Origin of the sequence: Mycobacterium sp., from assembly GCF_035697385.1 — a bacterium.
GTDB lineage: Bacteria > Actinomycetota > Actinomycetes > Mycobacteriales > Mycobacteriaceae > Mycobacterium.
The window spans coordinates 18,182-34,280 of the sequence record NZ_DASSCY010000048.1 but is presented as its reverse complement, the minus strand read 5'-3'; the positions used below and the strand labels follow the sequence as shown (position 1 = coordinate 34,280).

The following is a 16,099-nucleotide window of genomic DNA, read 5'->3' as shown; positions in this document are numbered from 1 at the left end:
AGATCTTTGCGAGCGCACACTGTAGAGCTGGGTCGCCAGGCCCCACGCCCGATTGGTGCCCAGCCTCGCGGGCAGCTCGAGCGACGCGGGGGAGACAATGACCAGGGTGCTGGTGTCGGACGAGCCGACCTGCAGGTGCAGCCGGTGATATCCCAGCGGCAGGTCGGCAGGCAGTTCGAAGCTGGCCTCGCCGACCATTCGCCCGTCGAGATCGTAAGGGGCCCTATTGTTTTCGAGCTGACGCAGTCCGGTCCGCACGGAGCCGTCCTCCAGTCGGATCCACAGACCGACCGGATCTCCGTGGGTGACGTGCACCCAGAACGACGACGCGCTGCCGGCGCGCCCGATGACCGCAGCGGGGAGCGGGCGCGTCCAGTAGGCGCGGTCATGCGCGGCGAGAGCCGCCGTTCGCTCATCCTCGGTGGCGGCCGACACCCCGAGGGCGTCGAGCACGGCGACGAGCGTGGACTCTGCGACCGCGGCATACCGCCCCGTCCAGTCTTGGTAATCGGTTGCGACGTCGTAACGGCGCGCCAGTTCGACCAACGACGAGGGCAGGTCAGTCATGAGGCCAATCTTGCCGGGTTTCAGTCCACATCGCGGATCAACAGGTCGTCCCAGGTGTCCCGGCGGACCACCAGCCGCGCATCCCCGTTTCGCGCGAACACCACGGGAACACGGCGTGCGCCGTTGTACTGGTTGGACATCGTGTAGCAGTACGCCCCGGTGACCGGCACCGCCAGCAGGTCGCCGACGGCCGGGTCACGCAGCGGAACGCCGTCGCACAGTTGATCGCCGGATTCGCAGTGCCTGCCAACCACGCTGACCATTTCGCCGCCGCCCACCCGGTTGACGATCGTCGACTCGAATCGCTGCCCGGTCAACGACACCTCGAGGTTGTCGCCCATGCCGCCGTCGACCGCGACGTGGGTGACGACACCGCGCTTGATGGTCGTGACGCGGTATACCGTGCACGCGCTGTTGGCGACCATGCTGCGGCCCGGTTCGACGATGATGCGGCTGCCCTCTGGCAGGAGCGCGCGGGCCTGCGTCACCATCGCCTCTGCGTAGTCGTCGAGGCTCGGCGGGTGTTCGCCGTAGGTGTAGCGCACCCCGAGGCCGCCGCCGAGGTCGTAGACCTCGAACGTGCCGAGCTGGGCGATCGGCTCCACCGCTGCCGCGAGCTGTTCGACGTTGAGCAGCTGCGAGCCGACGTGGGTGTGCACGCCGTCGAGGCGCAACTTGGCACTGCGCTCGATGCGCGCTATCGCCTCGCGAGCGTCCTCGGGCAACAGCCCGAACTTCGATCCTGCGTGGCCCGTCGCCTGGGAAGCGTGCGTGGCCGCCTCGACGCCGGGGATGACTCGGACCAGGCACGGCTGCTGGTGGCCGCGCGGCACGAGACGCTCCAGCCGGTCGATGTCGTCGAAGTTGTCGACGACGACAAGGCCGACACCGTTCGCGATGGCCAGGACGAGTTCCTCGTCGGACTTGGCGTTGCCGTGCAGGACGAGCTTGCCGGGGTCGGCGCCTGCCTTGAGCGCGGTGAGGATCTCGCCTCCGCCTGCGACATCGATGTGCAAACCCTCTTGGACCATCACTCGCTGAACCGCGGTGCACGGGAAGGACTTTGACGCGAATGCCACGTCGCAGCGTTGCCACCGGCTGCGGAAGGCGGACAGATAGTCGCGTGCCCGCTGACGCAGAGCATCCTCGGCCACGACGATCGCCGGGGTGCCGAACTGCTGGGCCACATTGTCGAGCCGGCAGCCGCCGACCATCAGCGTGCCGTCATTGTCGAGGCGGGTTCCCGGCGGGAAGAGGCCGATCAACTCCTCGGTGGTCGCCTCGGTATGGATCGCCATCGGCTCAGCGTGCCACCGAAGGGCGGGTGCGTGCTAGTGTTGCGTCTGTAACGATCCTTACAGAGGTGAACGTGACACTTCCACTGACCAAGAAGCAGCAGCAGGGCGAGCAGTCTCGGGTGCTGATCCTCGACGCCACCGAGCGTCTGATGGCCACGCGCGGCTACGCAGCCACCTCCATCAGCGATATCCGCAAGGCGTGCGGGCTGCCGCCCAGTTCGATCTACTGGCACTTCGGCTCCAAGGAAGGTGTGCTCGCGGCGGTCATGGAACGCGGCGCCGACCGCTTCTTCGCCGCGATCCCGACCGGCGGCACGGTCGAGCAGCAACTCGCGGTGACCGCGCGGCTTCAGGCCGAGCACCCGGACTTCCTGCGGCTGTTCTACATGCTGTCGCTGGAACGCAGCGACGATCCGGTGGTCGCCCAGGTGGTGCGACGGGTACGCGATACGGCCATCGAACGGTTTCGCGCCGGCCTGCGCCAGCTGCTGCCGGCCGACGCGCCGCCGAAGAAGGCCGACCGGGTCGTGACCGAACTCACCGCCTTCGCCGTCGCGCTCTCTGACGGCATCTTCTTCGCCGAACACCTCGAGACCGAGGCGACCGACGTCGAACGGATGTACCGACGGCTGTATCAGGCGGTCGCCGCCTTGGCCCCAATCCTTTTGGAGGACAGATGAATACGAGAACCGCCGTGATCACCGGCGCCAGCGCGGGTTTGGGACTGGACTGCGCACGCGCACTGCTGGCGACCGACGCGTCGTGGCATGTGGTGCTCGCCGTGCGCGACGCTGGCCGCGGCGCCGATGCCGTCGCGGCGCTCGGGGAACCGAAGCGGTGCACGGTCCTCGAGCTGGACCTGGCGTCGCTGCGGTCCGTGCGCGGCTTCGCGCAAGCCCTGCGCGCCACCGAACTGCCGCCGGTGCACGCGCTGGTGTGCAACGCGGGCGTTCAGGTGGTTTCGGGCTCGGAGGTGACCGACGACGGTGTCGAGATGACGTTCGGCGTGAACCACCTCGGACACTTCGCGCTGGTGCAAGAAGTGCTCGACCACCTGACACGACCCGCGCGAATCGTCGTCGTCAGCAGCGGTACTCACGATCCCGCCAATCACACCGGCATGCCTGCGCCGCGCTACACCTCCGCGGCTGAGATTGCCCGCCCAGTGGCCGGCGGATCATCCGGAGAGGGCCGTCGCGCTTACACCACGTCCAAGTTGTGCAACGTGCTATTCGCCTACGAGCTTGACCGGCGACTCGGCCACGGCGAGCAGGGCGTGACGGTCACCGCGTTCGACCCTGGCCTGATGCCCGGGACGGACCTGTCCCGCGACTATTCGCCGGTACAGCGATTGGCATGGCGTGCCCTGTCGCCGGTGCTGATGGTCCTGCCGAAGGTGCACAGCACTCGCACCTCCGCCGCGCGCCTGGCGGCGCTGGCCGCGGACGCGCGCTTCGACGGAGTGACGGGCCAATATTTCGAGGGGCGCAAGCCGATCCGGTCCTCGGCCGACTCGTATGACCATGGCAAAGCACTCGATCTGTGGACGACGAGCGAACAGCTGCTGACGCGCGCGATCAAGTGACACTTGGGGTTTCGGTAGTGTCTGGTTCATGGCGCCCGAACGGCTCGACGTAGCCGAGGCGCAGAATCGGAGGGCCCGGATCGCGGTCGCGGCGCTGTTCCTGACCAATGGGGCGCTCTTCGCCAACATGCTGCCGCGCTATCCCGAGATCAAAACGGATCTGCACCTGTCCAATGCGGTGTACGGCGCGGCGATCGCGGCGTTTTCCGGCGGGGCGCTGGTCGCCGGGCTCACCGCGGCGGCGCTGATCCGCCGGTACCGATCGTCGCGGGTGGCGGTGGCAGGCACCATCGGTATCGGGCTGTTCGTGGTGGTCGCCGGCATGGCGACCACACCCGTCGTCCTTGCGGCCGCGCTGTTCATCGCGGGGGCCTCCGATGCGGTCACCGATGTCGCGCAGAACGCCCATGGGCTGCGAGTACAGCGGAACTACGGCCGGTCGATCATCAACTCGCTTCACGCGGTGTGGGCGGTCGGGGCGATCCTCGGTGGATTGATGGGAGCCGGGGCGATCGCGCTAAACATGTCTCGCACAACGCATTTGGCGTTTGCCGCAGCGGTGTTCAGCACCGTCGTCCTGCTCGCGTATCCCTATCTGCTCAAAGGCGACGATCACGACGACCATCCGCCAGCGGGGGCGGGCGGCCGCGGCGGCGCCGGCATGGCGGTGTACGCGACGCTGGTGGCGTTGGTGATCATCGCGATCGCGGGGGCCACCGTGGAGGACGCGGGCAGTTCATGGGCCACGCTGTATCTGCGTGACAGCCTCGGCGCGCCGGGGCCGATCGCGGCGTTCGGCTATATCGCACTTGTCGGGTTCATGTTCCTTGGGCGGTTGATCGGCGATCGGCTTGTCGACCGGTTCGGTGAACGCGCGGTGACACGGGCCGGCGCTCTGATCACCGCCACCGGAATGGGCGCCGCCCTGGCGTTTCCCAGCGTTCCGGCCACCATCGCGGGGTTCGCGGCCGCCGGTTTAGGCGTCGCCACGCTGATCCCCGCTGCCATGCACGGCGCCGACCAACTGCCCGGCTTACGCCCGGGCACCGGGCTGACGGCGGTGACTTGGCTGATGCGCGTCGGCTTCTTCGGTGCGCCATTGATCGTCGGGGTCATCGCCGACGCGACCAGTCTTCGGGTGGGGCTGCTGAGCGTCCCGGTGGCGGGTCTGGTGGTAATCGCGCTGGCCGGCGCGCTCAGTGCACGACGCCGGCCATCTCGATCGTGAGGACGCCTGCCACGATGAGCGCAATGCCCAGCGCCATGATCCACGTCAGCGGCTCGGCGAAAAGGACTCGGGCGATGAGGGCGACAAGCGCCACGCCGCACGCCGTCCACACGCCGTAGGCGATGCCGACCGGCATGCCCAGCGACAACGACAGCCACAGCAGATAGAACGACACGAGATACCCGGCGACGACGGGCGCGATCCACAACTTCTTGCGGAAACCGTCGGAGGCCCGCAGCGACAGCGTCGCGACAACTTCGACGAGGATCGCGCCGGCCAGCGCCAGCCACATCACGGCTCACCCTCCGCGGCTTGGCGTGATCCGAACTCGACCAGCAGTACACCGCCGATGATCAGCGCGATACCGGCAACGATCGGCCAGGTGAATCGGTCCCCGAAGATCGCGGCGGCCAGCACCGCCGTCGCCGCGGTTCCCGAAGCCCCCCAGATGCCATAAGCGACCCCGACCGGCATACCGATGCGCAACACCAGCGTCAGCAGAACGAGCGATCCGACATAGCCGGCGACGACGACCGCGAGCCACGCCGAATGGTCTTGGGATGCGCGCAAAGACAACGTCGCCGCAACCTCGACCGCGATGGCCGCGAACAGCAACGCCCACTTCCGCACCCGACCAAGCTATCCGACTGCGCGGTTCACCATCGGCGTCAGCACCTCGTGCGCGAACCGCCGCAGTTCGTCGTCGTCGCCGAAGTCCGGATCGGTGGGCGGTATCGAGATGTAGGTGAAGAACAGCCTGGCGAACACATCCGCGACCCAGCGCACCCGCTGCGACGGCGTGCCGGTGGCCTCGCCGTGAATGTAGTTGGCGATGAATGCCGATCCCATCTTCAGCAGTTCGATCCAGTCGGCGATCGGCGCCGGCTCCACCTGCCCGGCGCGGCGCAGCATGGGGTGTTCGCGGGCGAATGTGACGGCGGCGATGAACGCCTCCGCCACTCCGTCGTGCGGATCGTCAACGGCGTCGATGGCGTCGGCGACCGCGGCGAGGAAACGCTGGGTTTCGCGGCGCACCAACGCCTCGACCAGATCGTCGCGACGCGGATAGCGGCGGTAGGCGGTCATCCGGGAGACACCGGCGCGACGAACCACGTCCTCGACCGTAATCCGTTGCAGCCCAATGGCTGCCGCCTCATGAAGGGCGGCATCCAGGATGCGCTGGCTGGTGCGGTCGGCGACTTCGTCGATGCTGCCGCCGATGTTCGCGCCACCGACGACCTCGATCAGCTGGGCGTCGATCACGGCTCCGCCACCGTTGTCAGCGCCGCGCCTGCCGCGCGTTCGCGTGCCAGCCGGACGTAGCGGGGTGTTGCGAACGCCCACCGCAGCCGACGAGCGTCGAGTTGCAGCGCGGGCTCGATCATTCTGCGTGTCAGCGCCCCAGGATTGTCGAAGCCGATGAGCTCTTGCGCCCACTGCGGTGCGCGGCTCATGCCGGCATAGATGGCGAAGCGGTGCAGTCGGCGATCGAGCGGGCCCGGCAGTTCTCCGAAGAAGGGCGAGGTCATGAGGAAGTCGACGAACTCGCGGGTTTGGGCGTTCACGCTCAAACGGGGACGCATCGCTTCGACGTAGTCGTCGAGCTCGGCCGCCGTCGTCGGCACCCAATCGGCGCCGCCCATCCGGCCGATCACTGCCTGCTCACTCAAATAGCGGTCCCGTTCTTGTTGTGACAGTGGCCTTTTCGTGTGTTCGAACGCCTGCATGATCATCCACGGAATGGCTGTGTGCACCCACGCGATCAGCTCGGGGTCAAGCGCGCGGTAAGGAACTCCGTCGGGCCGGGTGCCCTTGACGTACGAGTGCACGTGCTTGACGTGGTCGATGAGCGCGGTGGCGGCGGTGGTGTTGCCGAACGTCGTCGTCAGCACATAGCCGAGGGTGGCGCGTGCGCGCTGAAACGGATCCTGCCGGTAATTGGACATGTCCTGCACTCCGGCGACGACGGAGGGATGCAGGATTTCCAGCACGATCGCGGGAAGACCGGCCTGTGAGACCGACGCCAGATCGGCGTTGATCTCCCATGACATGCTGCCCGGGCCGATCAGGCCGGCGTCACCCGGCGGACCGCCGTAGACAGCCGGATCGTCGTGGCGTCCGGCGCCCTTCTCGAAGTCGGCGACGATGCGGCGGCGCAGATCCATGAGATCTCCTGAAGCAGATGTTACGAATCTCATACCAGATATACCACGACACGTGATCAGAATCTCCCGGTGCTCTTTGCTAGCCGTCGGTAGCCTCTGGGCATGAACACCGTTGTGGATACCGCCTATGGGCCGGTCCGCGGCGTTGACGACGGCCGCGTCACGGCATGGAAAGGTGTGCGATACGCCGCCCCGCCGGCCGGCGACCTACGATGGCGCGCCCCGGAGCCACCCGAGCCATGGACGGAAGTGGCCGATGCCAGCGACTTCGGACCGGTCTGTCCGCAGCCGGTGGAACCTCGCATCCCCATCGATCTCGGCGCGCCACAGGGCGACGACTGCCTGACCCTCAACATCTGGGCTTCGTCAGACATCGCCGCAGGCGATCGGAAGCCGGTGATGGTGTGGATTCACGGCGGCGCCTATGTCCTCGGTTCAGCGAACCAGCCGCTGTACAACGGGCGCGTGCTGGCCGCGGGCGGCGACGTTGTCGTCGTCACCATCAACTACCGACTCGGCGCCTTCGGATTCCTGGATCTGTCGTCGTTCAGCACGCCGCGGCGCCGGTTCGATAGCAATCTCGGGCTGCGCGATGCGGTGCACGCCCTGCATTGGGTCCGCGACAACATCGCCTCCTTCGGAGGAGACCCCGAACGCGTCACGGTGTTCGGCGAGTCGGCGGGCGCCGGCATCATCACCACGTTGCTGACAAGCCCGGCCGCCGCCGGGCTGTTCGCCGGTGCGATCGCGCAGAGCTCACCGGCCACCTCGGTGTACGACGCGGCGCGTGGCCGCAGGACCGCGGAGCAGTTCATCACCGCGCTTGGCTTGGGGGACAACGACATCGACCGACTGGCGGCGGTGCCTGACGGTGCGGTGATCGCCGCGTCTCGGACGTTGTTCAACGACGTACCGCTGCAGTGCCCTGGCACACTGGCCTTCGCCCCGATCATCGACGGTGATCTAGTGCCCGACCACCCCGTGAAACTGGCGCGCCAGGGCCGGTCACACCCGGTTCCGCTGATCGTCGGCACGAACAAGCACGAGGCGGCGCTGTTCCGATTCATGAAATCGCCGCTGATGCCCATCACGCCCGAGGCGATCAACGCGATGTTCAGCCAGATCGCCGCCGAACAGCCGAATCTGGTACTGCCGACGGACGATCAGATCGACACCGCGTATCCAGGGCTACGGGGCAAGGCCCGGGGGATGGGAGTGGCGCGCGACGTCGGCTTCCGGATGCCGACGGTATGGCTGGCCGAAGGCCACAGCACCGTCGCGCCGGTATTCCTCTACCGATTCGACTGGGCCACACCGATGTTGCGACTGCTGCGGCTTGCCGGTGCACACGCCACCGAACTGCCGTTCGTGTGGGGCAACCTCGTCGCAGGCCCCAAAGACCCCACATTTCGGCTCGGCGGGATGAAGACCGGCAAGGTGGTTTCGGCCCGAATCCAGGAGCGCTGGCGCAACTTCGCAACGCATGGCAAGCCACTGGGGCTGGCCGACGAGCCCGAGTGGCTGCCGTACCAGGAGGCCGATCGCGCGTGCCTGGTGATCGACCGCCAAGATTCCGTCGTCAATGACGTCGACCTGCACATCCGATCGACGTGGGGCAGTGAGGTGCTCAGCTTCCGGTAGCGACGCGGCGGTTAAACTCGTCGCGGAGGTGTCGTCGTGGACCTGGCAAACGCATTCTCAAATGTGCTGCCGCCGCTCATGCACGACCCCGTCATGTTCGCGGTCCCGTTTTTCCTCCTGCTGCTCATCATCGAGTGGACCGCGGCGCGCAAGCTCGCGCATGAAGAGGCCGACCGCCCGCCCGCCGGTGCTTACCTGAAGCCCGACGCATGGGCCAGCATCTGGATGGGTCTGGTATCGGTCGGGACCAGCGGGGTGCTCAACGGGATCGCGCTGCTGGGGTATGCGGCGCTCTACGTCTACGTCGCGCCGTGGCATCTGCCCGCCACACAGTGGTACACGTGGGTGATCGCCATCGTCGGCGTTGACGTCCTCTACTACTGGTATCACCGGATGGCCCATCGCGTGCGGATCTTCTGGGCCACCCACCAGGCCCACCACTCCAGCCAGTACTTCAACTTCGCCACCGCGCTGCGGCAGAAGTGGAACATCAGCGGCGACGTGTTCCTGCGGGCGCTATTGCCGCTGTTCGGTGTTCCGCCGTGGCTGGTGTTCCTGTCCTTCTCGATCAATCTCATCTACCAGTTCTGGATTCACACCGAACGCATCGGAAAGCTCTGGCGGCCAATCGAATTCATCTTCAATACGCCGTCACACCACCGCGTGCATCACGGCATGGACCAGCATTACCTCGACAAGAACTACGGCGGCATCTTCATCCTGTGGGATCGGCTGTTTGGCAGCTTCCAAGCCGAAACCATCCGCCCGCACTATGGATTGACCAAGCAGGTGGATACCTACAACATCTGGACATTGCAGACACACGAATACGTGGCGATCGCCCGCGACGTGCGCAGGGCGACGCGTTGGCGCGACAAGTTCGGCTACACCTTCGGCCCGCCCGGATGGGAGCCTGCAGAACGTCGACTCGTGGCAGAAGAATCGGCCGGAGTTCGCGCATAACTCGACGCTCGAGGCAGCAATATTGACCCATGGATGTCAAAGAGACACTGCTGCCGGGCGTCGGCCTGCGGTTCGAGTTCGAGAACCGCGACGGCGACCGCATCGGCGTGGTCGCCAGGCGCTCCGGGGACTTCGAAATCGTCGTGTATCCCAAGGACGATCCCGACCAGGCTCAAGAGGTCTTCCGGCTGACCGGTGAGGAGGCCGAAGCGCTGGCCCAGATACTTGGCGCGCCACGCATCGCGGAACGGTTCGCCGATCTGACCCGCGAAGTGCCGGGGCTCAACGCGGGACAAGTGGCCATTCGCCCGGGCAGCCCGTTCGTGGACCGGCCACTCGGCGACACCCGGGCCCGCACACGGACCGGGGCGTCCATCGTCGCGATCGTCCGCGACGAACAGGTGCTCGCCTCGCCTGGGCCCGCCGAGATCCTTCGCGCCGACGATGTGTTGGTGGTGATCGGCACCGAGGAGGGCCTCGCCGGAGTCGAGGACATCGTGGCTCGAGGCCATTTGGCCGGCCCGCCTGCCGAAGGCTGACCGGTGCAGATCTCGGCGACGCTGCTTCTCGAGCTCGGCGTCATCCTCACGGTGCTCACCGTGCTGGGCACGGCCGCGCGCCGCTTCGCGCTGTCGCCGATCCCGCTCTATCTCGTCGCCGGCCTCGCACTCGGCGAAGGCGGCGTGGCGCCGCTTCCGGCTGCGGGGGAGTTCGTCCGCACCGGCGCGACCATCGGCGTGGTGCTGCTGCTGCTCACCCTGGGGTTGGAGTTCTCGCTCGGCGAGTTCGCCAGCAGCCTGCGCCGTCACCTGCCCTCGGCGTGGGTGGACGTCGTCCTCAACGCGGTGCCGGGAGCGGTCGCGGGCTGGCTGCTGGGTCTCAACGGCGTCGGCATCATCGCCCTGGCCGGTGTCACCTACATCTCGTCGTCCGGTGTGATCGCGCGGCTGCTCAGTGATCTGCGCCGGCTCGGTAACCGTGAGACGCCGGCCGTGCTGTCGATTCTCGTGCTCGAGGACTTCGCGATGGCCGCGTATCTGCCACTGCTCGCCGTGCTGGCCACGGGCGGCACCTGGTTGCAGGCTCTGCTCGGCATGGCCATCGCGGTCGCGGCGCTGAGTATCGCGTTCGCCGCGTCGTATCGGTGGGGCCACCACGTCGGCCGGTTGGTGGCGCACCCGGACAACGAGCAGGTGCTGCTGCGAATTCTCGGGCTCACGCTGATCGTTGCGGCCCTCGCCGAATTCGTGCACGCCTCCGCGGCGGTCGGGGCGTTCCTTGTCGGGCTCACGCTCACCGGTGAGTCGGCCGACCGGGCGCGCAAGGTGTTGAGCCCGCTGCGTGACCTCTTCGCAGCCATCTTCTTTCTCGCCATCGGCGTCTCGGTGAATCCGAGCGACCTGGTGCCGATGCTGCCCGCGGCGCTCGCGCTGGCGGCGGTGACCGCGGCGACGAAGGTGTTGACCGGTCAGTTCGCCGCCCGTCGTGAAGGGGTGGGCAGGCCGGGTCAGCTGCGCGCCGGAACCGCCCTTATCGCCCGCGGCGAGTTCTCATTGGTCATCATCGGCTTGGTCGGCACGACGATCGAAGCAGTCGAGGCGGTGGCGACGCCGTATGTGTTCATCCTCGCCATCGTTGGGCCCGTGCTGGCCAGGTTCACCGGAGGCGGGGTGCGCACGATGCGCGGAAAACCGGCGCCCGGCCCGGTATAGCGACACGAATCCCGTAGTGTCCGCTGGTGTGGAGACGGTGTTTGACGAGGACGTCGACCCCGGCCTGATCGAACGGTCGCTTGGGGCAAGCACCTTCGGATCGATGTGGCTGGACATCCCCAGGCCCGACTATCCGGCGCTGACCGGATCGATCGCCGGCGACCTGTTGGTTGTGGGCGGCGGGTACACCGGCTTATGGACCGCATTGCATGCCGCCCAGCGCAATCCGGATCAGCGGATCGTGCTGATCGACGCCGACCGGATCGGTTGGGCCGCCTCCGGCCGCAACGGAGGTTTCGTCGACGCCAGCCTGACGCACGGGTTGGCGAATGGAAAAGCCCGCTGGCCCAACGAAATCGACACGCTCAACGCGATGGGCATGGAGAACCTCGAGGGCATGCAGGCCGAAATCGAGAGCCTGAGCCTGGATACCGAGTGGCAGCGTACGGGCATGCTGTCGGTTGCCACCGAACCCCATCAGGTCGACTGGCTGCAGGAGGCCTCCGACGAGGGTGAGGGACGGCTGCTCGGACTGCGGGAAGTCCGCGATGAGGTTCATTCACCGACGTACCTCGCCGGGCTTCTCAACACCGACACCACCGCGATCGTCCATCCCGCCAAGCTGTCGTTCGAACTCGCCCGTGCCTGCGAGGAAGCCGGTGTGCACATCTACGAGCACACGAAGGCGACGGGACTGGATTCCGCAGGCGCCGCCCTGCGCATCCAGACCGACGCGGCGATCGTCACGTGTCGACGGGCCGTGCTGGCGACCAACGTCTTCGACAGCCTGCTGCGCCGAAACCGGCTCCGCACAGTGCCCGTCTACGACTATGTACTGGCCACCGAGCCGCTGACCGACACGCAGCTAGACCGCATCGGTTGGCAGGGCAGGCAGGGAATCGGCGACTGCGCCAACCAGTTTCACTACTACCGCCTGACCGCGGACAACCGCATCGTGTGGGGCGGATATGACGCCGTCTACCACTTCGGACGCAAAGTGAAGGCCGCCTACGAAGACCGGCCGGCCACCTATCGACGGCTGGCCGCCCACTTCTTCATCACGTTCCCGCAACTCGACGACGTCCGGTTCACTCACCGGTGGGCCGGTGCCATCGACACCAACACTCGGTTCTGCGCGCATTGGGGACTGGCCCGCGAAGGCCGCGTCGCCTACGTCAACGGGTTCACCGGACTCGGCGTCGGGGCGGCGAGGTTCGCCGCGGATGTGTGCCTGGATCTGCTCGAAGGCAGGCCCACGCCACGCACCGAGCTGGAAATGGTGCGCAGGCGTCCGTTGCCGTTTCCGCCGGAGCCGCTGGCCAGCATCGGTATCCAGGCGACAAGGTGGTCGCTGGATCGAGCCGACCACGCGGCAGGCCGACGCAACCTGCTGCTGCGCACGCTCGATTCGCTGGGCCTCGGATTCGATTCCTGAGCGGTATCACCCACGGGCAGAGCCGAAGTCAGCTGCGCTCGCTTTTTCGAATGCGGCTGTAGTACCACCAAGGCCGGGCCGGCGCACCATTGGCATGGTCGACGGCGGCGACGAACGTATCGAGTAGGCACGGGTCATGTCGTCGGCCGTCGAGGTCACACAGCCGGCGATACAGCTGATCTGCGGTCTGCCCGCGCAGGTCGTCCGGCCGCTCGATACCTAGGCGCATCAGCGTCTTGGCGATGGCCGGACCGATATTGGGTAGGGCTCGCAGCTCGCTTTCGGTCATGTCTTCTTGGTACCGAACGGATTAGGCGCGGTCTTGAACGAATCGGACAATTCGCGGCCGGTAGTCCCATTCCGGCTCTCGATATCACAAAGTTGAAGATCCATCGTTGCTGACATCTCGAATAATTGACGCGGTGGCGGCAAATTCCAGCCGATCGCCAACGCGCGCGGAATATCCAATACCTACCTGCTCCATTCGGGCAACGGGTTGAAGACTCCGTAACTGAGCGACGGACTTCCTTGGGCCACAACACGAATCAGTCATCAGCCGTTCGTCATACGTTTGAACTGCCTCGCGCAGAACGCCATACATGCACACGTTGGGTCAGTAGGCTCATCTATATCGTCTTCAACTTTCGAGAAAGGGGTAACGGCCGTGGCAGACACACTTGCCGAGGGACAAAAACTCGAAAAAGGGGGATCGCTAACTTCCAACAACGGCGCGTACACGTTGACGTTGCAGCAGGACGGCAACATGGTGCTGGCCGCGCGCGGGCAGGCGGTGTGGTCGACTGGCACCGACGGCAAGAATGTCGATCGCCTCGAGGTGCAAAAGGACGGCAATTGCGTCCTGTACTCACCGGATAAACCGGTGTGGCACACCGACACCAAGGGCAAGAAGGACGTAAAACTCGTCCTGCAAGATGACCGCAATCTCGTGCTGTACGCAGGCCACGGGGCGGCGTGGTCATCCAAGACGGACACGAAAGAACCTCCACCACCCGAGCCTGAAGCGGCGGCTCCCGAAGTCGCCCCCGCGGCTGCCGAGGAACCGGCGCCGACTCCGGCGCCCGAACCGGAAGCGGCGGCCGCGCCGCCACCTCCACCGCCGCCTCCGCCGCCTCCACCACCCGCCCCGCGGACCTACACGGTGGTCTCCGGCGACACACTGTGGGCTATCTCGGAGCGCTTCTATGGCGACGGCAGTAAGTATCAGCGGATCGCCGACGCCAGCGGGGTTTCGAATCCCGATTTGATACATCCTGGTCAGGTGCTGACGATTCCTGACTGAACGCAATGGTGGCCCGGGCCGAAAGGCTCGGGCCACCATTGTTATACGGTGCCCGGTTCGGGTTGCCGGATGGATCACTGGAGACTCGACGTTTCTGTAACACTGCCGCGGCCGGCGGCGATTGGCAATTTGAAGTACCACTGTGTAGTGGTAGCTGTGCCGCCGAAGCGATTGGCGATCCGATCGCTCGGGTATAGCAATCCTCAACACATCGGTACCCTGGACACCCTTGACACTTGATGATCGGAGGCGAGGATGCGCCGACGATTCTTGCGTCTTCTCGCCGCCACCATCGCGCCAATCGTCGCGCTGACGCTGCCGTCGGCGCCCGCACAGGCCGACCCGGGCGTGGTGGTCTTCCCGGGCATGGAGGTCATCCAGGGCACCAATGTCTGCACGTTGGGATACGTCGACCCGCAGACGCGGATCGCGTTCACCGCCGGGCACTGCCGCGGAAACGGAATGGTCAGCGACAAGGACGGTCGGTTCGTCGGAAACCAGGCGCTGTTCCGCGACAACACCCCTGACGGCACGACCATCGACACCAACCACCAGATCGCCGACTGGGAGGCGATCACCCTTGCCCCCGACGTTGCGGCGAACAACATCCTGCCCGGCGGCCGGCAGCTGGTCTCCGACCCGAGCATCGTTCCGGCGCCCGGTCTTCCGGTTTGCCACTTCGGTGTGGTGACGGGGGAGAGCTGCGGCACCATCCAGGCGGTGTACAACGGCTGGTTCACGATGGCCAACGGTGTCGTGAGCCAGAAGGGCGACTCCGGCGGGCCGGTGTATTTCCTCGCCCCGGACGGCCGGGCCGCGATCGTCGGGATGTTCAACAGCACGTGGGGGCAGTACCCCGCGGCGGTGTCCTGGCAGGCCGCCAGCCAGCAGGCCAGCGAGGACGTCATCTCCGCCGCATCAGGGAGTATCCCCGCACCGCTGCCGGTGCCTTAGCGGAGAAGCTCGAACACCGGGATCGACGGGGCAGTGGCGCGTAACTCGTCACCGCTTGACTGCGGCGTGAGCCCACCGACGTGGCCCTTGACCTCCCAGTGCCAGCGGTCCAGATAGCGCTTCAACAAGTCCGGCTTCGCGTCGTCGGCGACCTCGGCGATGCGCACGTCACGACTGCGCCACCGCGGGCCGACCTCGACGGCTCCAGCTGCTCGCGCATTCCGCGCCCACTGCGTGTTGCCGCGCGGCGACACCAGATAATCGCGTCCGTCGACCGTAAGTAGGTTGATCACCACGCCGCGGCGCTTGCCGGTCTTTCGCCCACGCACCCGCAGCGCCCGGGTTCCCGCGATGCTGATGCCCGCTTCCGCCAGTAAGCGGATGAGCTCGTTGCCTGCTCGTGCAGCCAGGTTCGGTGCCTCGTAGCGCGTGGTCATCGGAATTCCCTTCGTCGAATGCGAGTGAGAGCGGTGCTCTCTCTTCATGGTGGCACGCCGTAGCCGGAAATTCAAGAGCAGTGATCTCGTTTCGTGTCACACTGGTCGCATGGGCAAGCGACAGGAAACCCGCGATCGGATCGAAGGCCAGATCATCGAGCTCGGTCGTCGGCATTTGGTTACCGAAGGTGCCGCGGGATTGTCGCTGCGGGCCATCGCACGGGATCTCGGCATGGTGTCCTCGGCGGTATATCGGTACGTCGCAAGCCGCGACGAGCTGTTGACACTGCTGCTCGTCGACGCCTATACGGAGCTGGCGGGCACTGTCGATCGCGCTCGCGATGCGGCGAAGGGCTCATGGCGCGACGACGTTCTGGCGGTAGCGCGCGCCGCCCGGCGGTGGGCGGTCGACCAGCCGGCCAGCTGGGCGTTGCTGTACGGCAGCCCGGTGCCCGGCTACCGCGCTCCGCGGGAGCGAACCGTCGGGCCCGGCACCCGCGTGGTCGGTGCGCTGTTCGATGCGATCGCGGCCGGCATCGCCGCTGGCGACATCCCCCAGCCCAATGTTGCTGCAGCACAACCGTTATCGTCGGATTTCGACCGGCTGCGGGCCGAGTTCGAATTTCCCGGGGACGACTCCGCGGTGGCCAAGTGCTTTGTGCTGTGGGCTGGACTGGTCGGTGCGATCAGCCTCGAAGTTTTCGGGCAGTACGGTGCCGACACGCTCACCGAACCGGCGGCGATGTTCGACACTCAAGTTCAGTTGCTGATCGAGACGCTCACCGCATAAGTTCGTCGCCACGAAATCCGTGAA

General features: G+C 66.4%; 18 protein-coding genes and 1 pseudogene. 11 read left to right on the top strand and 8 right to left on the bottom strand.

Annotated features, from left to right (window positions below; genetic code table 11):
- Together VFH65_RS04490 and lysA are read right to left on the bottom strand one after the other, a co-directional pair.
- Window positions 1–567: pseudogene (locus VFH65_RS04490) on the bottom strand (4-alpha-glucanotransferase); the annotation flags it as partial.
- A gap of 20 nt (window positions 568–587) precedes the next feature.
- Window positions 588–1,865 (bottom strand): diaminopimelate decarboxylase, encoded by a 1,278-nt coding sequence (gene lysA, locus VFH65_RS04485; RefSeq protein WP_353319934.1) that lies wholly within the window; start codon window positions 1,863–1,865, stop codon window positions 588–590.
- A gap of 71 nt (window positions 1,866–1,936) precedes the next feature.
- On the opposite strand from lysA, the gene VFH65_RS04480 reads away from it, so the two are divergent.
- The 3 genes from VFH65_RS04480 to VFH65_RS04470 are packed head-to-tail and all read left to right on the top strand — an operon-like array spanning window position 1,937 to window position 4,678.
- Window positions 1,937–2,545 (top strand): TetR/AcrR family transcriptional regulator, encoded by a 609-nt coding sequence (locus VFH65_RS04480; protein ID WP_353319933.1) that lies wholly within the window; start codon window positions 1,937–1,939, stop codon window positions 2,543–2,545.
- A complete protein-coding gene (locus VFH65_RS04475) occupies window positions 2,542–3,450 on the top strand; it encodes an SDR family NAD(P)-dependent oxidoreductase (RefSeq protein WP_353319932.1) in 909 nt (302 codons plus the stop codon). Before VFH65_RS04480 ends, VFH65_RS04475 begins: the two co-directional genes overlap by 4 nt.
- A 28-nt stretch (window positions 3,451–3,478) precedes the next feature.
- On the top strand, window positions 3,479–4,678 hold the full coding sequence (locus tag VFH65_RS04470) for an MFS transporter (RefSeq protein ID WP_353319931.1): 1,200 nt from the start codon (window positions 3,479–3,481) through the stop codon (window positions 4,676–4,678).
- Here the strand turns inward: VFH65_RS04470 and VFH65_RS04465 are convergent.
- Genes VFH65_RS04465 through VFH65_RS04450 form a run of 4 tightly spaced genes read right to left on the bottom strand, consistent with a single transcriptional unit; the run spans window position 4,647 to window position 6,843 of the window.
- The gene (locus VFH65_RS04465) at window positions 4,647–4,970 is read right to left on the bottom strand and encodes a DMT family transporter (protein ID WP_353319935.1); all 324 of its coding nucleotides are present in this window, start codon (window positions 4,968–4,970) and stop codon (window positions 4,647–4,649) included. The genes VFH65_RS04470 and VFH65_RS04465 overlap by 32 nt on opposite strands.
- Window positions 4,970–5,308 (bottom strand): DMT family transporter, encoded by a 339-nt coding sequence (locus VFH65_RS04460; RefSeq protein WP_353319930.1) that lies wholly within the window; start codon window positions 5,306–5,308, stop codon window positions 4,970–4,972. Before VFH65_RS04460 ends, VFH65_RS04465 begins: the two co-directional genes overlap by 1 nt.
- 9 nt (window positions 5,309–5,317) lie before the next feature.
- Window positions 5,318–5,941 (bottom strand): TetR/AcrR family transcriptional regulator, encoded by a 624-nt coding sequence (locus VFH65_RS04455; protein WP_353319929.1) that lies wholly within the window; start codon window positions 5,939–5,941, stop codon window positions 5,318–5,320.
- Window positions 5,938–6,843, bottom strand: a complete 906-nt coding sequence (locus tag VFH65_RS04450; RefSeq protein ID WP_353319928.1) for an oxygenase MpaB family protein — start codon at window positions 6,841–6,843, stop codon at window positions 5,938–5,940. Before VFH65_RS04450 ends, VFH65_RS04455 begins: the two co-directional genes overlap by 4 nt.
- 102 nt (window positions 6,844–6,945) lie before the next feature.
- On the opposite strand from VFH65_RS04450, the gene VFH65_RS04445 reads away from it, so the two are divergent.
- The 5 genes from VFH65_RS04445 (at window position 6,946) to VFH65_RS04425 (ending at window position 12,594) form a co-directional block, all read left to right on the top strand.
- Window positions 6,946–8,484: a carboxylesterase/lipase family protein gene (locus VFH65_RS04445; RefSeq protein ID WP_353319927.1), complete on the top strand. Its 1,539-nt coding sequence runs from the start codon at window positions 6,946–6,948 to the stop codon at window positions 8,482–8,484.
- 78 nt (window positions 8,485–8,562) lie between these two features.
- Window positions 8,563–9,447, top strand: coding sequence for a sterol desaturase family protein (locus VFH65_RS04440; protein WP_414688354.1), 885 nt, complete (start codon window positions 8,563–8,565; stop codon window positions 9,445–9,447).
- Window positions 9,448–9,476: 29 nt separating this feature from the next.
- Complete coding sequence (locus VFH65_RS04435) at window positions 9,477–9,986, top strand: cation:proton antiporter regulatory subunit (RefSeq protein WP_353319925.1); 510 nt, start codon at window positions 9,477–9,479, stop codon at window positions 9,984–9,986.
- A gap of 3 nt (window positions 9,987–9,989) precedes the next feature.
- Entirely contained in the window at window positions 9,990–11,159 is a 1,170-nt protein-coding gene (locus tag VFH65_RS04430) for a cation:proton antiporter (protein WP_353319924.1), read from the top strand.
- A 28-nt stretch (window positions 11,160–11,187) separates the two neighbouring features.
- A complete protein-coding gene (locus VFH65_RS04425; protein ID WP_353319923.1) occupies window positions 11,188–12,594 on the top strand; it encodes an NAD(P)/FAD-dependent oxidoreductase in 1,407 nt (468 codons plus the stop codon).
- A 28-nt stretch (window positions 12,595–12,622) separates the two neighbouring features.
- Here the strand turns inward: VFH65_RS04425 and VFH65_RS04420 are convergent, their stop codons facing one another.
- Window positions 12,623–12,883, bottom strand: a complete 261-nt coding sequence (locus VFH65_RS04420) for a helix-hairpin-helix domain-containing protein (protein WP_353319922.1) — start codon at window positions 12,881–12,883, stop codon at window positions 12,623–12,625.
- Between the two features lie 375 nt (window positions 12,884–13,258).
- On the opposite strand from VFH65_RS04420, the gene VFH65_RS04415 reads away from it, so the two are divergent.
- Window positions 13,259–13,894, top strand: coding sequence for a LysM peptidoglycan-binding domain-containing protein (locus tag VFH65_RS04415; RefSeq protein ID WP_353319921.1), 636 nt, complete (start codon window positions 13,259–13,261; stop codon window positions 13,892–13,894).
- 255 nt (window positions 13,895–14,149) lie between these two features.
- Window positions 14,150–14,848 (top strand): hypothetical protein, encoded by a 699-nt coding sequence (locus VFH65_RS04410; protein WP_353319920.1) that lies wholly within the window; start codon window positions 14,150–14,152, stop codon window positions 14,846–14,848.
- On the opposite strand, the gene VFH65_RS04405 is transcribed toward VFH65_RS04410, so the two are convergent.
- Window positions 14,845–15,285 carry a nitroreductase/quinone reductase family protein gene (locus VFH65_RS04405; RefSeq protein ID WP_353319919.1) on the bottom strand — a complete coding sequence of 147 codons (441 nt, stop codon included), beginning with the start codon at window positions 15,283–15,285 and terminating at the stop codon, window positions 14,845–14,847. The genes VFH65_RS04410 and VFH65_RS04405 overlap by 4 nt on opposite strands.
- A 109-nt stretch (window positions 15,286–15,394) precedes the next feature.
- Here VFH65_RS04405 and VFH65_RS04400 point away from each other — a divergent pair, with 109 nt between their 5' ends.
- Window positions 15,395–16,075 (top strand): TetR/AcrR family transcriptional regulator, encoded by a 681-nt coding sequence (locus VFH65_RS04400; RefSeq protein ID WP_353319918.1) that lies wholly within the window; start codon window positions 15,395–15,397, stop codon window positions 16,073–16,075.
- Window positions 16,076–16,099 lie beyond the last annotated feature (24 nt).